Genomic DNA, 14896 nt, shown 5'->3' with positions numbered 1-14896 from the left:
GGGCGTCGGTCGGCCCAAGCCGGGGCCGGACCCCCACCGCGAGAGCCGGTCCCGCCGATTGATCACGACTCGATACGCGGCCCTAGTCGCCCGGCGTGGACGACCTGGGACGTGCGGATCCGGTCGAGGTCGCCGTGGGTGTCGCCGGGGGCGGTTCGGGGGAGCGCCGGTTCGGGTGGGCCGGGCGCCGGGAGGGGAACCGGGGCAGGGCCGGCGGGGCCAGGAAACCCTCCGCGCGGGCCGCCGCGATACCGATACGGGGAAGATCGGCGCTCTTCTCGAAGAGGAGGTAGCGAGGCTCCCAGACCGGCCGGTACTTGGCGTTGGCCCGGTAGAGGGATTCGAGCTGCCACCAGCGCGAGAGGAACGTCAGCACCGAACACCACAGCCGCAGCACGGGTCCCGCCCCCAGCCGGGTGCCGCGTTCGAAGACGGACCGGAACATCGCGAAGTTCAGGGAGATCCGCTCGACACCGAACTCCTCCGCGCCCAGCAGCAGTTCGATCACCATGAACTCCATGAGCCCGTTGTCGGAGTTCCGGTCGCGGCGCATCAGGTCCAGGGAGAGTCCCCGCTCACCCCACGGCACGAAGCTCAGCACGGCCCGGGGTTCGCCTTCGCTGTCGTGGCACTCCAGCATCACGCACCGTCCGTCGGCGGGGTCTCCCAGCCGGCCCAGCGCCATGGAGAAGCCGCGTTCGGTCGCTCCGTCGCGCCACTGGTCCGCCTTGTCGGTCAAAGCGGCCATCTCGGCCTCGGGGATGTCCTCGTGCCGGCGGACGCGGACCGTGTAACCGGCGCGCCGGACGCGCTTGTGCGCCTGCCGGACGCCCCGCATGGCGCGTCCCTCCAGGGTGAAGTCGGACCGGTCCACGATGGCTTCGTCGCCGAGTTCAAGGGCGTCCAGGCCGTGCCGGGCGTACACGGTCCCGGCCTCTTCGCCGGCCCCCATCACCGCGGGCGTCCACGCGTGCCGCCGTGCCTCCCGCAGCCACGCCTCGATCGCGCCGGGCCAGGCCTCCGGGTCGCCGATGGGGTCGCCGGACGCGAGGGTCACACCGCCGCGGACGCCGTACGCGATCGCCGCCTTGCCGCTGGGGGACCAGATGACCGCCTTGTCGCGGCGCAGCGCGAAATAGCCGAGGGAGTCGCGTTCCCCGTGCCGGGCCAGCAGGGCTCGCAGTCGGACCTCGTCGTCCTCGCCGAGGAGTTCGAGGCCGCGTGGCGAACGGAAGCACGCGTAGAGCACCAGCAGGAAGGTGGCGGCCACCAGGACGTTGACCAGGATGTCGACCCAGCGGGGCGCGACGACGCTGTCGAAGCGGTCGGCGAGCGGGCCGACACTGATTCCGCGCAGCAGGGTGTACGCGATCCGGTCGCCCAGCGGTGTTCCCGGCACGCGGTTGGTGGCGCTGACGAGCAGGGTGCCGAGGGTGGCGCTGACGAGCAGGCCGCCCGCGCCGACGGCCAGTGCGAGACGGGGGTTCGAGCGGTCTCCGACGGCCTGGAACTCCTTGCGCCCCAGCAGCAGCGAGACGACGAAGAGCGCGGTGAGCAGGAGCGAGATCCAGTTGAAGACGTGCCGCTGGTAGCGGTCCTGGGTCAGGGCCACGGTGTAGAGCGCCAGGAGCGGCCCGGCGAGCAGCAGGTTGAAGATCCAGGCCGCTCGCTTGCGGCGCCGCATCACGAGTGCGAGGAACAGGGCCAGCGCTGCCGAGATCAGCCCGGCGGTGGCCAGATAAGGCGTGAAGAACTCGCCTCCGTTGTGCTCGTGCACCTCTTCGCGGAAGGGCAGCGAGGACACGGCGACGACGTTGAGGACGGCGAGCAGCCGCAGATACCAGACCGTGAACGCGGCGGCTCGTGGCCGGATTCCGTCGCCCGCTCGTCCGGAGGGGGCCGTGCCGCGCGGGCTCGAGTGCCGCTGTTCCGGGATGAGCGCTGACTGTTGTACGGACACCGTGGAGCATCACCTTGGGGAGAGGGCGGGAGAACCGGTGGGGACAGAGGCCGGAACACTACATCTTGTAGGGAAGAGTGAGGTTATGGCCAGCCAGAGGCGGAGTGAAGAGGTAAGGAGGAGTTGAGAATGCGCGGAGCGGTCCGCGTCGCCCTGTGAGGCAGGGGTCGCGTTGCGCAGGAGTCGCGTTGCGTCCGTCCGGCAGGAGTCGCTTCGCGCGGGCGTCGCGTTGCGCCTGTCCGGCAGGAGTCCTACCGCCCCAGCCCAAGAGGGGCGGGTCGCATCTGTCCGACGGGGGCCGGGTCGCTCTTGTCGGCGAGCCGGGTCGGGCCGTGGACTGGCGTGCCACCCCCCGACGCGGCTCGGCCCCGGTGACGTCGACCCGGGCGACCCGGGCGACCCAGCCATCTCAGGCGACGACCGTGCCTCTCGCGAATCGCGGATGCCTCGCGTCCGTGGCGGCGGAGTCCGGAGGGGGCTCCTCAGCGGTGGGGCGTCGCGCCCCGGTCGCGGCCCGTGCGTGTGGTCGCCCACCACAGGAGGTCGCCGAGGGCCGCGCCCGCCGCCACCAGGGCCGTGATCACTCCGGCCATGGTCAGTCCGTCGGCGAGGTGCGGGCGTCCGTGCAGGGCGTGCAGGTCGAACCCGCACAGGTGGTACACGCCCAGCGCGGCGATCCCGAGGCTCGGCACGAGCAGGGCCAGCACGGACCCGGGTCCGCGTGCCGCACGCCCGGTGTCGCGTTCGTTCACGGGCTCCCCCTGCCGTACGTCGTTCACCGCCGGGACCCTACAGTACGTAGGGCCCCCTGTCCTGGCCGTGCTTCCACGGTGTTGCGGCGGCTACCCCGGACGGCGGCCGTCATGCGGGGCGGGGGCGTCCGGAGCGCGTGATCCGGATCACGGGTGCGCCACCCGTTCGGCGCCCGCGGATTTCCGTACCCCTTCATGACGTCCGGACCTCGGATGCGAAGATGAGGCGGTCATGACTGCCGGGTGGTGCACGCGCATGCTGCGGGCCGTGATGTTCGCGGCCGTCTGTGTGGTGCTCGCCGCCCTCGGCCACGTCATGATGTCCGGCTCTCCGGTGGCCTGGTGGGTGCTGGCAGGCTCGGGAGCCGGCATGGCCGGGGCGGGCTGGTCCCTGGCCGGTCGTGAGCGCGGGCTTCCCCTCATCGTGTCCGTCGTGGTGCTCGCCCAGGGCGTGCTCCACGGCGCGTTCTCGGTCGCGCAGTCCCTCACCGCTGCCACGGGTGCCGGACCGGGTCGGTCCGCCGGCGGTGCCATGGACGGCATGGACGCCATGGCGATGGGCGCCATGGACTCGATGAACATGAACTCGATGGGTGCCATGGGTGGCGGGTCCATGGGCATGGACTCCATGGGCTCGGGCTCCATAGAGATGGGCTCCATGGGCGGGGGCTCCATGGGTTCCGGGGCCATGGAGCATGTGCTTCCCTGGGGAGCCGAAGCGAGCTCGCCCTCGTCGATCGGCATGTTCGCCGCCCACCTGCTCGCGGCACTGCTGTGCGGCTTCTGGCTCGGGTACGGCGAGCGTGCGGTGTTCCGCGTCCTGCGGGCGGTGGCCGGCCGACTGGCCGCGCCCCTGCGGTTGTTGCTCGCCCTTCCGCTGCCGCCGTACCGGCCGACGCTCCGGGTGCGCCGACGTTCATCGGACCGCGCCCCGCGCCTCCTCCTTCTCGTTCACGCGATCACTTCCCGGGGTCCGCCCGTGGGGACCGCTGTCGCCTGAGACAGCCCGCTCCCCGAAACGCCACCTGGGCGCTTCGGGCATCGGTCGTACCTCCTGGGTACGGCCGCACCCCACCACCGGACCCATGGCCTTCGCGCCGGTCCGGATCACGGATGACCCGAGAAGGACACCTGGTGATCACTCCTGCCCTGCCTGCTCCCTGCCGTGGACACGAGCGGCGGAACGAAGACGGCCGAGCGGTGTCGGCCGACGAATCCGCGACCGCCTGGGCGCTGGCCGCCCGCGCCGGCGATCCGGCCGCCGTCGAGCGCTTCGTCCGCGCGTTGCACAGCGATGTCGTGCGCTTTGTCGCCCATCTGTCCGCCGATCCACAGGCCGCCGACGACCTCGCCCAGGACACGTTCCTACGGGCGTTGGGCAGCCTGCACCGTTTCGAGGGGCGCTCCTCGGCGCGGACCTGGCTGCTGTCCATCGCCCGCCGCGCGGTGATCGACAGCCTGCGGTACGCAGCCGCCCGCCCACGGTCGACCGGTTGCGCGGACTGGCAGACCGCGGTGGAACGCGAGCAGCCGCTCGGTCTGCCCGGCTTCGACGACGGCGTCGCTCTGATGGAACTCCTGGCCGTGCTCCCGGACGAACGGCGCGAGGCGTTCGTCCTGACCCAGATGATGGGTCTGCCCTACGCGGAGGCCGCCCTCGTGAGCGGCTGTCCCGTCGGAACCGTCCGCTCCCGCGTGGCGCGCGCCCGCGCGACCCTGATCGCGCTGCTGGCCGAAGCGGAGGCCGAGGTGGCGACCGGGACGGAGACCGTGGTGACGATCAAGGCGATGGCCGCCGGGGGAGCCGCGTCGACCGCCGCCTGAACGGGACGGGGCCGCGGTCCGGCCCCCGGCGCCGGGCGGTGCGACAGCGCGTCGACCGCCCGGCGCCGGGAGCCGCTTCGCGGCCTCCGCTGCCGGACGTCTACACGGACCGGTGGTACTGATCGGGGACATGGACCTCGGCCCCGAGTTCGCGTGCCGCGAGCCGGGCGAAGGACGGGTTGCGCAGCAACTCCCGTCCCAGCAGCACCGCGTCGGCCTCGCCGTTGGCGACGATCTTCTCGGCCTGCTCGGCCTCGGTGATGAGCCCGACGGCGGCGACGGCCATCGAGGTCTCCCTCTTCACCCGTGCGGCGAACGGGACTTGATAGCCGGGCCCGACGGGAATGCGTACGGCGGAGGCGTTCCCGCCCGTGGAGACGTCGAGCAGGTCCACGCCGTGGTCGTGCAGTTCGCCGGCGAAGCGGACGGTGTCGTCGGCGCTCCAGCCCGCGTCCTCCAGCCAGTCGGTCGCGGAGACGCGGAAGAAGAGCGGCTTGTCCTGCGGCCAGACCTCCCGTACGGCGTCGACGACTTCGAGGGCGAACCGGGTGCGGTTCTCGTACGAGCCGCCGTACGCGTCGGTGCGGTGGTTGGAGTGGGGGGAGAGGAACTCGTTGATGAGGTAGCCGTGGGCTCCGTGGATCTCGACGATCTCGAAGCCGGCGGCCAGGGCCCGGCGAGCCGCGTCGGCGAACTGGCCCACGATCTCGCGGATTCCGTCGACCGTCAGCTCGTCGGGAACCGGGTGCCTCTCGTCGAACGCCAGCGCGCTCGGGGCGACCGGCTGCCAGCCGTGCGCGTCCGGACCGACGGGGGCACCGCCCTTCCAGGGGCGGTCGGTCGAGGCCTTGCGCCCGCCGTGGCCGAGCTGCACGGCCGGCACCGTGCCCTGTGCGGAGAGGAAGCGCGTGATGCGGCGGAAGGCCTCGACCTGGGTGTCGTTCCAGATGCCCAGGTCGTACGGGGAGATCCGGCCCTCGGGCGAGACGGCGGTCGCCTCGACGATGACCAGTCCCGTCGCTCCCGTGGCGCGGGCCGCGTAGTGGGCGAAGTGCCAGTCGTGCGGAGCTCCTGCCGAGGGGCCGTCGGGCGCGGCCGAGTACTGGCACATCGGGGGCATCCACACCCGGTTGGGGATGGTGACTTCGCGCAGGACGCAGGGCTCGAAGAGAGCGCTCACGACCGACTCCATTCGTGGCGGGACCGGTGAATGCCTCGTACGATAAACCTCGTAGTACGGCGAGTGTCAAACTACGACGGGTCTCGTACTATGGCGAGGTGCGGCGGAGCCGGGTGAGGCCCGTCGGACGATGCCGAAGGTGAGGGGGCGAAGACCGAGGTCCCCCGGACGAAGTGGAGCCGCCGTGACGCCCGCCGCCACCGCCGCCAGTGGTCGTGATCTGCCGCACCCCGCGCGTGAGGAGATCCGGCTGGAGTCGGTGCTGCACGCGCTGGCCGACCCTATGCGGCTCCAGATCGTCCGCGAGCTCGCCGCCGAAGGCCGTGAACTCTCCTGCTCGGACTTCCTGCTGCCGGTCACCAAGTCCACGACGACGCACCACTTCCGGGTGCTCCGCGAGAGCGGGGTCGTCCGCCAGGTCTATCGCGGCACGGCGAAGCTCAACGGCCTGCGCGCGGACGACCTCGACGCACTCTTCCCCGGACTCCTCGACCGTGTTCTGGAGGCCGCCACCCGGCAGGCCGCGCGCCCGGCGCAGTGACGCCTCCCGGAGCCTGCGTCCGACGCCCTCGCGGAGCCGATTCCGAGGCTTCCGGGTTCCGGGCAAGAGGCTTCCGGGTTCCGGGCAAAAAGAAAGGGCAAGGAGGAAATCCATCCCCTGCCACTCTCAACTTATAGCGCACCGGGGGGCTTGCGGCAAGGCCCCCGTCGTCCCGCAGAATCACTGGCCGAAGCCAGGACCTGCGGAAAGTTGACATGAACCCTCTGACCACCAGCGCGTTCCGCCTTCCCGGCCGGCTCTCCGCCAAGGCGGACCCGGCACTGATCGCCGCGGACGAGCGGCACTTCACGGCTGTCGCGGAAAGCCTCGAACGCGCGATCGTCGAACTGTCCGACCGTCTCGCCGCCGAACGCAGGGCGCCCGGCGGCGTCGGCCGCGAGGCGATGGAGCGAGACCTGGAGATCCACCGGCTGACCGGTCGGCTCCGTGCGCTGCGCCGCTTCGGGCTCGACCTGTGCCTCGGCCACATCGTCGCGGCGGACGGCTCCGGACCCCTGTACATCGGGCGCCTCGGCCTCACCGACGGCGCGGGCCGCCGGCTGCTGACCGACTGGCGTTCTCCCGCCGCCGAGCCGTTCTTCGCCGCGACCCACGCCCAGCCGATGGGGCTGGCGAGCCGACGCAGATATCGCTGGACCGACGGCCGGATCAGCGACTACTGGGACGAGGTGTTCACCGCCGAGGGACTCGAACGGCGCGCGGCCCTCGACGACCAGTCCGCCTTCATCGCCGGCCTGGGCGGCAGCCGTTCGGCCCGGATGAGGGACGTGCTCGCCACCATCCAGGCCGACCAGGACGCCGTCATCCGCGCGGGATCCCGCGGCGCCCTCGTCGTCGACGGCGGTCCCGGCACCGGCAAGACGGTCGTCGCGCTGCACCGTTCCGCCTACCTGCTCTACTCCGACCCCCGGCTCGGTCACCGGCGCGGCGGCGTGCTGTTCGTCGGTCCGCACCAGCCCTATCTCGCCTACGTCGCCGACGTCCTGCCCAGCCTCGGAGAGGAGGGCGTGCAGACCTGCACCCTGCGCGACCTCCTGGCCGAGGGAGCCGGAGCGACGGCCGAGCGCGACCCGCACGTGGCCCGCCTGAAGTCCACCGCGGACATGGTGCGGGCGATCGAGACGGCCGTCAGGTTCTACGAGGAGCCGCCTGCGAAGGGGATGACGGTCACGACCCCGTGGGCCGACGTCCGGCTGAGCGCCGACGACTGGGCCGAGGCCTTCGAGGCGGCGGAACCGGGCACGCCGCACAACGAGGCACGCGACCAGATCTGGGAGGCGCTGCTCGCGATCCTGGCGGACAAGCACGACGACGACGTCTCGCCCGAACTGCTGCGCAGGGCGCTGCTGCACGATCAGGAGCTCGTCGGGACCCTCGACCGCGCGTGGCCGCTCCTCGACGCGGCGGACGTCGTGGGCGACCTGTGGTCCGTGCCCGCCTACCTGCGGCTGTGCGCGCCCTGGCTCGGACCCGACGACGTCCGGGCACTGCAACGCCAGGACGCGCGGGCCTGGACGGTGTCCGACCTGCCCGTCCTGGACGCGGCACGGCAGCGGCTCGGTGACCCGGAGACCTCCCTGCGAAGGCGCCGCCACGAGGCGTCCGTGGCCGCCGAACGCGAGCGCATGGCCGGCGTCATCGACAACGTGCTCGCGGCCGACGACGACGGCGAGGGCGCGGTGACGATGCTGCGCGGCCGGGACCTTCAGGACACCCTGATCGACGTGAGCGGACTGCCCGCCGACCGGCCGGACCTGCTCGCCGGGCCGTTCGCGCACATCGTCGTCGACGAGGCGCAGGAACTGACCGACGCGGAGTGGCAGATGCTGCTGCGGCGCTGCCCGTCCCGGAGCTTCACCGTCGTCGGGGACCGCGCACAGGCCAGGCACGGTTTCGCCGAGTCCTGGGAGGAACGGCTCGGGCGGGTCGGATTCGACCGGATCGACGTGGCCTCACTGACCATCAACTACCGGACGCCGCGAGAAGTCATGGCGGAGGCCGAGTCCGTCATCCGGACCGCGCTGCCGGACGCCAACGTGCCGACCTCCGTCCGCGGTTCCGGCGTTCCCGTCGTCCACGGTTCGGTCGCGGATCTGGAGTCGGTGCTCGACACCTGGCTCCACGGGCACGCCGAGGGGATCGCCTGCGTCATCGGCGACCCCACGTTCCGGGCGACCTCCCGGATCCGTTCACTGACACCGGAGTTGTCGAAGGGCCTCGAGTTCGACCTGGTCGTCCTCATCGACCCGGAGAACTTCGGAGAGGGCGTGGAAGGCACGGTCGACCGCTATGTCGCGATGACCCGGGCGACCCAGCAACTCGTCATCCTCACGAGCCCCTGACACCGAGAACACGCCGGACCGCCGGAGGCCGCCCGTCCGGGCGGCTCACGGGGCCGTCCCGTAGGCCGCCGAGAACACGGCATCCGCGCGGCCGTCAGCGTCGGGCCGACGCGGTCGGCAGGACCCACCCTCCGGCCGCCGCAGGACCGGCGGCCGGAGGGCCGGCCCCGACGAGGGCGCCGGAATCCGCTGTCCGTGGGTCATCGATGCCGCCCATCCTCGCGGCCGTCGCAGTCAGGCCTACGCGGTTGTCAGGACCCGCCCTCGGGGGACTGCCAAAACCGCCTGTCCCGGGGCCGCCGGGGCCGGCCCCGGCGAGGGGCGCCGGAACCCAGTCTCCGTGGGGCATCGGCGCCGCCTGTCCTCGCGGTCGTCAGGGTCGGGCCGGCCAGGATCGCCGGGCTCACCTTCCGTAGGTCGCCGGGAGCCCGGCGTCCGCGCGGCCGGCGGTCACCCGGTCGTCCGTGCCGCCGTCCAGAGCGCCTCCCAGTCGGGCAGCTTGACGACCTCACGGCCCAGCCCGGCTCCCAGCTCCGCCTCGGCCCGCTCGATCGCCTGCCATCCGGCCCATTCGACCGGCCGAATCCCTTCGGCCCGCAGGGCCGCGAGGGGATCATCGGCCACCTCCCGCCGTACGAGTCCGGGGGCGTCCTCCAGCAAGGAGGCCACCGTCTCCTTCGCGCACGGGCGATTGGTCCCGATGACTCCGGTCGGGCCCCGCTTGATCCAGCCCGCCACGTACTCGCCCGGCGAGACCACGCCGTCGCGCAGGACCCGTCCGGCCCGCTGCGGCACCGTGCCGCGCCCGGCGTCGAACGGCATCCCGTCCAGCGGAACCCCGCGATAGCCCACCGAGCGCAGCACCAACTGGGCCTCGATCTCCTCGAATCGGCCCGTCCCCGTCACTCCGCCCGCCCCGTCCGGAACCGTCCGCTCGAACCGCACCGCGCCCACCCGGCCGCCGTCGGCGAGGAGTTCGACGGGCCGCAGGAAGAAGCGCGGGCGGATCAGCCGCGGCCGGCCCAGCGGCGCGCCCGCGGCCCAGCCCCTCAGGACCTCCACGTTGCGCCGCTGTGCGGCGGGCAGTCCGGACGGATCGAGGTAGGCGGGATCGAGCGCCAACTCGGCCTCGTCCACGCTGATGTCGGCCTCCGGAAGGCCGCCCAGCTCGCGCAGTTCCTTCGTGGTGAAGCGGGCCTGCGAGGGCCCGCGTCGCCCGACCATGCTGATCTCGGTGACCTCGCTGGCGGCCAGCGCGCCGAGCGCCGCCTGCGGAATGTCGGTGGGGCTCAGCTCGGGCGCGGTGCGGGCCAGGATGCGGGTCACGTCGACGGCGACGTTCCCGACGCCGATGACGACGGCCGAGCGCGCCCCGGCCACGAAGCCGTCGGCCACGGAATCGGGGTGCGCGCTGTACCAGGAGACGAACTCGGTCGCCGACCAACTGCCGGGCAGGTCCTCGCCTGGCACGCCGAGGTGCCGGTCGGTGGCGGCGCCCACGCAGTACACGACCGCGTGGTACAGCTCCCGCAGCCGTGCCACCGGCACCCCGCCGGGGCCCACCTCGACGCCGCCGAGGAACCGCACCCGCTCGTCCTCGAGGACGGTCCGCAGATTGTTCTGGAGCGACTTGATCTTCTCGTGGTCGGGTGCCACGCCGTAGCGCACCAGGCCGTACGGGCAGGGCAGCCGGTCCAGGACGTCGACGCGGACGTCCGGAGGCCCGCTCCGCTGGACCAGACCCTGTGCGCTGTAGACCCCGCTGGGTCCCGAACCGACGACGGCGACACGCAGCACGGCGGAACTCCTCACCCGAGGGATCAGGAAGATCGCTGACAGGACATCGCTGGTGCTCCCAGGATCGCACCACCGGGTGCTCCGCTGACAGGGTGCGGTGCGTACCGATCACGCGCGTGTCCGGCCGTGGCGAATGTGATGATGCGGTTACGTTCCGTATGTGCTGGACGCATCGTTTCTTAATCTGTCCGACCGCTGCCGCGCGGACGGCGAGGTGTCCGTGCGGCCCGCCTGGGACGTACGGGAGTCCGCGTCGGGCGTCACGTCCTGGTTCAACGTCCGGCTGGCCTTCCCCGACGGTGCCAGGGTCGATCTGCTCGCCGTGCTCTCGGCGACGGCCCTGTCGATCGAGGACGTACGGGCCGAGCCGCCCCTCTCGCTGGACGACCTCGCGGCGGTCGCCGAGTGGATCGAGGAACCCCTGTCCGAGGCGTGCGGCAGCCGCCTCGGCGCCGGCCACGACCAGGACCGGGAGAGCCAGGCGCGGCGCGCCCGGCCCGCCTGGCCGCGCGGCGCCGAGGGCCGTCTGCTGGTGGCGGAGGAGTACCGGGCGGCGCAGGAGGAGGGGCTGGATCCGGTGCTCGCGGTCATGGACGCCACCGGTCACAGCCGCCGCAAGTCCCTGAGACTGATCGCCGGGGCCCGGGACGCGGGTTTCCTGGCACCTCGTCACGCGCGCCGCTGACCGGGGCCGGGGCCGGGCCCGCCCGAGCGTGGCCCTTCGAGCGCGGGCCAGGCATCCGGAAAGGCCGGCACCACGCGCTCGACAACCCGAGAAGACCGCTACGTGGACTGACCGTCCGCGGGCTCGGGCTCCGGGTCGGTCGCGAAGAAACGGGAGAGATCCGTCGCGCGGCGGCCGTCGGCCGCCTCGGAGCCCGGCGGCGCCCCCATCTCCCAGTCGAGCCGGTAGCGCTTGAAGAGTTCGGCCCGCAGCACCGGGATCCTCATCGGCACGCCCGGCACCAGCGCCGAGTAGACGGCGCCCATGAGCAGGGCGCGCAGCATCGGGTAGTCGGCCGAGACCTGCTGCGATCCGTACCGTGCCACGGTGTCCCCGAGCAGTTCGGAGAGCCGCACCTGTTCGGGGCACCGCACGAACCCCTCGGCCTGGAGCAGCCCGGCCATGTGCTGCCGCATCAGCACCGGCTGGTCCTGGGTGAGGCCCAGGATCGCGTCGATGGCCCGTGCCATCCGCTCCCGGCCGTCCTCGGTGCGAGGCTCGCGCTCAAGGGCTTCCTCCAGGGTGCGATGCATCAGCCGGTGCACCGCGGACTGCAGGAGCTGGCGTTTGCCGGGGAAGTAGTACGAGACGAGCCCGCGCGCCGATCCCGCGCGGTCGGCGATGTCCCCGAGCGTCGTGGCCTCGTAGCCACGCTCGCTGACGAGCTCGACCGCGGCTTGCAGCAAGCGCTCCCGGGAACGCCGCCGCAACTCTTCATTGACCGAGGCGCTTCGCGGGGACATGCTGTAACTCCTGCGTTGACTGGCTGCCAGCCAACTATACTCAACGCGTCCGGATCGAGGCCCTTCGCGGGTCGGTTCCGGGCTGCCGCCGACCTGGGGCGACGCGGGGGATCGCCTCAGGTCGGACGTGCGGCGGCGGGTGTCGGGGGAGTGCCGTCCAGGCGGCCGCCGTCCTCGCGCCTCGAACCGTCGTTCCGCGCCTCGGGCGTCTCGCCTCGGGGCGGGCGCGGGTGTGCGGCGAGGTAGGCGCGTCGCCAGTTGGTGACCATGTACCAGCCGACGGACAGACTCAGCAGTGCGTTGCCGACGAGGGTCTCCCTGTCGTCGCTGCGTGCCGTGTTGACGAGCGCGGCACCGGTGACGCAGGTGAGGAAGCCGGCGAGGAGAATCCAGAACGCTGTCTTCATTGCGGACCTCGGGACTGTGTGGCGGAGGCGCCAACGTAGCCATGGATCCCGCATTACGAAGCGTTTGGCCTCTGTTGGCCGGAACTTGACGATGTCGGCCTGTCCGAGGCTGAAAATCGTCGCTTCTGTATCGGGATTCCTGAACGGGTGTTCCAGTGACGGTGAACGGCTGTTTCCCGTGCGTCAGTTCGTGTCCACCAGGCCGAGTACCGGCCGCAGTCCGTCCGGGCGGTCCGCCGCCGGCAGATGGTCGACGAAGAGCACCGCACATCCCAGGGCGGCCGCGCCGCCGTCCGCCGTACGGTCGTCGCCGACCATCAGAGTGTCGCCCGGGGTGATGCCCAGTTCGGCGCAGGCGGTCGCGAAGAGCCGCGGATCCGGCTTCTGGACACCGTGCTCGTACGACAGGACGTACGTCCCGACGTACGGGTCGAGCCCGTGCTCGCGGAAGACCGGCCGCAGGTCCCAGCCGATGTTGCTCACCACCCCGACGCCCAGACCCCGCTCGCGGAGCGCGCCGAGCACCTCGGCGGCGTCGGGATAGGACCTCCAGGCGGCGGGGCGCATCTGGCGGTCGTAGAGAGCGTCGTGCAGACCCGGATCGGGCAGCGACACCTGCCGGGACAGGCCGGTGAACGCCGCCCGGTGTTCCTCGGCACCGCGGTCGCGGGCCTCCCACAGGGCGCGGAGGCGATCCGGCACCGGGAGCGTCGGAGGGGCTCCGCCCGCGAGCGCCCCCACCGCCTCCAGGGCACGCGCCTTCTCGGCCAACTCCGGCTCCGTGAGCGAGTGACCGGCCTCCGCGAGCACCGCGCGCAGCCACGATTCCGTGTCCTCGACACGGAAGAGGGTCCCGGAGAAATCGAAGAGCACACCCTTGAAGGTCATGAGGGAGATCCTTCGCGGCACCTCCCGCGGCGGTCAAGAAGCACTCGTCCGCCGGCCCCGCACGGGAGTCCGGGATGCCGCCGACCGGACGAACGACCCGGTGGTACCGGCTAGCCCAGGGCGCGCAGGCCCGGTACGAACGCCACGAGGACCGGTATCACCGGCACCAGCGCGGCCGCCGCCGTCAAACGCAGCCGACGGGCCGCCGTGAGCCGGTCCCGCGGCGTGAGGAGGCGGTCCACGCGTTGGGGGACGTGCGCGCCCGGGCCGGCCGGGCCGGGTCCGAACACGCCCCGGTCCTCGTTGAGTTCGACCAGGGCGAGCGCGATCGTGAGCCGGCCGAAGCGGCGCGACGCCACGTCGTCGGCGGCGAGTTCGACCAGCCGGTGCATCTCGTCGCGGAACGCGGCGAACACGGGCACCTGCGGAAACCCGTTGGCCAGCGCGGCCGAACAGTGCAACAGCCAGTCGTGCCGGGCCCGCGCGTGCCCCTGCTCGTGGGCGAGTACGGCATCCAATTGCCGCCCCTTGAGACGGCGCAACGCGGCTGTGGTGATGACCAGTTGGGGAGCGGCGCCGGGCAGCCACCAGGCGTCGGGGCGTTCACCCTCGAGGACCACCAGACGGCCGGCGGTGCCCCCTTCGCCGGGCAACAGCGGTGCCCGCACCAGGAGTTCGGACCGGTTCTGCCGACGGCGCGTCCGGGCCCGTACGATCTCGCGTGCCAGCATCGCCGCGGTCCAGGCGCCGCCGCACGCGAGTGCCACCGCCGTGGCGGCGGCCCAGGGGGCGCCCGCACCCGGCGCGTAGGCGTCGACGACCGACGCCGGTGCGCCGTCGAAGACGTGCCCGCGCACCGCCACCCAGGCGGCGGACGCGCTCAGCGTCATCGACAGGACGCAGCACAGCAGGACGGCCGCCACCACGCATTGCCACACCCAGAGGGCGACCACGGGTTCCCGGTCCGGCCAGTCGGCCCGAGCGAGCAGTCGCGGAGCGACCACGGAGGCAAGGGCGCCGAGCAGCAACAGTGCCGCGGGGACCATCATGGCCGAAGCCTATGAGCGGGGCCCGCCGGTGGATACGGTCGGCGACCCCAAGTGACGTACGCCACGGGTCCGTAGAGGGCGAGCGGCGTCAGAGCGTGATCAGCATCGCCAGCATCGCGATCCCCATCGACAGGCGGCAGGCCTGGGAGAGTTCGGGGCGGTCGCCCCAGCCGACGGAGCCTGCCGGTGGGCCGGACGCGACGGGGCCCGACGCGACGGCCAGGGGCAGGAGACGGGCACCGGAGCGGAGTACGTAGCCCGTGAAGTACAGCAGGAGCGCCCCGGTGAGGACGGGGACGCCGGTGCCGCCGTGGACGTGATGGGCCGGGGCGGCGGTCATCACCGCGGCCATGTAGACCATCGCGACGGTGCCCATCAGATGGTGCAGATGGTGTCGCGTGCCGCGGGCCGTCCCCAGCGCGCGCAGCGCGGCGACGCCGAAGACCGCCGTGCAGACGAGCCAGGCCCAGCGCGGCGGGGTCACCACGGCCGCCGGTATCGCCATCGCGGCCATGCCGAACCCCATGAGGGCCTCGCCGCCCGCGGTGCGGCGCTGTTCCTCGACCGGGCTGCGCATCCGCAGCAGGCAGTAGGCCCCGGTCGCCGCGCACAGCGCGACGAGCAGCCAGCCGGGTGAAGCCGGTCCGTGCACCGCGTACCTCCCCGCA

14 protein-coding genes are annotated in these 14896 nt (G+C 72.5%); 5 read left to right on the top strand and 9 right to left on the bottom strand.

What is annotated here, in order from left to right:
• Positions 1–82 precede the first annotated feature (82 nt).
• Positions 83–1960 carry a phosphatidylglycerol lysyltransferase domain-containing protein gene (locus ACIQ7M_RS05625; protein WP_403640042.1) on the bottom strand — a complete coding sequence of 626 codons (1878 nt, stop codon included), beginning with the start codon at positions 1958–1960 and terminating at the stop codon, positions 83–85.
• A 482-nt stretch (positions 1961–2442) separates the two neighbouring features.
• On the bottom strand, positions 2443–2739 hold the full coding sequence (locus ACIQ7M_RS05620) for a hypothetical protein (RefSeq protein ID WP_355771792.1): 297 nt from the start codon (positions 2737–2739) through the stop codon (positions 2443–2445).
• A gap of 205 nt (positions 2740–2944) precedes the next feature.
• Here ACIQ7M_RS05620 and ACIQ7M_RS05615 point away from each other — a divergent pair, with 205 nt between their 5' ends.
• On the top strand, positions 2945–3712 hold the full coding sequence (locus tag ACIQ7M_RS05615) for a hypothetical protein (RefSeq protein WP_403640039.1): 768 nt from the start codon (positions 2945–2947) through the stop codon (positions 3710–3712).
• A gap of 134 nt (positions 3713–3846) precedes the next feature.
• Entirely contained in the window at positions 3847–4536 is a 690-nt protein-coding gene (locus tag ACIQ7M_RS05610) for a sigma-70 family RNA polymerase sigma factor (protein WP_403640036.1), read from the top strand.
• Positions 4537–4636: 100 nt separating this feature from the next.
• On the opposite strand, the gene ACIQ7M_RS05605 is transcribed toward ACIQ7M_RS05610, so the two are convergent.
• Positions 4637–5716: an NADH:flavin oxidoreductase/NADH oxidase gene (locus tag ACIQ7M_RS05605; protein WP_403640033.1), complete on the bottom strand. Its 1080-nt coding sequence runs from the start codon at positions 5714–5716 to the stop codon at positions 4637–4639.
• 184 nt (positions 5717–5900) lie between these two features.
• Between ACIQ7M_RS05605 and ACIQ7M_RS05600 the strand changes: the two genes are divergently transcribed.
• Positions 5901–6257, top strand: coding sequence for an ArsR/SmtB family transcription factor (locus ACIQ7M_RS05600; RefSeq protein WP_403640030.1), 357 nt, complete (start codon positions 5901–5903; stop codon positions 6255–6257).
• Between the two features lie 215 nt (positions 6258–6472).
• Positions 6473–8620: an RNA polymerase recycling motor ATPase HelR gene (gene helR / locus ACIQ7M_RS05595; protein WP_403640027.1), complete on the top strand. Its 2148-nt coding sequence runs from the start codon at positions 6473–6475 to the stop codon at positions 8618–8620.
• 450 nt (positions 8621–9070) lie between these two features.
• Here helR and ACIQ7M_RS05590 read toward each other — a convergent pair whose 3' ends face one another.
• Positions 9071–10417 carry an FAD-dependent oxidoreductase gene (locus ACIQ7M_RS05590; RefSeq protein WP_403640024.1) on the bottom strand — a complete coding sequence of 449 codons (1347 nt, stop codon included), beginning with the start codon at positions 10415–10417 and terminating at the stop codon, positions 9071–9073.
• 214 nt (positions 10418–10631) lie between these two features.
• On the opposite strand from ACIQ7M_RS05590, the gene ACIQ7M_RS05585 reads away from it, so the two are divergent.
• Positions 10632–11102, top strand: a complete 471-nt coding sequence (locus ACIQ7M_RS05585) for a DUF6214 family protein (RefSeq protein ID WP_355772321.1) — start codon at positions 10632–10634, stop codon at positions 11100–11102.
• Positions 11103–11200: 98 nt separating this feature from the next.
• Here ACIQ7M_RS05585 and ACIQ7M_RS05580 read toward each other — a convergent pair whose 3' ends face one another.
• The 5 genes from ACIQ7M_RS05580 to ACIQ7M_RS05560 form a co-directional block, all read right to left on the bottom strand.
• A complete protein-coding gene (locus tag ACIQ7M_RS05580; RefSeq protein WP_355772302.1) occupies positions 11201–11884 on the bottom strand; it encodes a helix-turn-helix domain-containing protein in 684 nt (227 codons plus the stop codon).
• Positions 11885–12000: 116 nt separating this feature from the next.
• A complete protein-coding gene (locus tag ACIQ7M_RS05575; protein ID WP_403640020.1) occupies positions 12001–12291 on the bottom strand; it encodes a hypothetical protein in 291 nt (96 codons plus the stop codon).
• A 183-nt stretch (positions 12292–12474) separates the two neighbouring features.
• Positions 12475–13179 carry an HAD family hydrolase gene (locus ACIQ7M_RS05570; protein ID WP_403640017.1) on the bottom strand — a complete coding sequence of 235 codons (705 nt, stop codon included), beginning with the start codon at positions 13177–13179 and terminating at the stop codon, positions 12475–12477.
• 110 nt (positions 13180–13289) lie between these two features.
• Positions 13290–14228: a M56 family metallopeptidase gene (locus ACIQ7M_RS05565; protein ID WP_403640014.1), complete on the bottom strand. Its 939-nt coding sequence runs from the start codon at positions 14226–14228 to the stop codon at positions 13290–13292.
• An 88-nt stretch (positions 14229–14316) separates the two neighbouring features.
• On the bottom strand, positions 14317–14880 hold the full coding sequence (locus ACIQ7M_RS05560) for a DUF5134 domain-containing protein (protein ID WP_403640012.1): 564 nt from the start codon (positions 14878–14880) through the stop codon (positions 14317–14319).
• Positions 14881–14896 lie beyond the last annotated feature (16 nt).

Source organism: Streptomyces sp. NPDC096324, assembly GCF_044763015.1.
GTDB lineage: Bacteria > Actinomycetota > Actinomycetes > Streptomycetales > Streptomycetaceae > Streptomyces.
The sequence above is the reverse complement of the archived record's forward strand: the minus strand, read 5'-3'. Positions and strand labels throughout refer to the sequence as shown.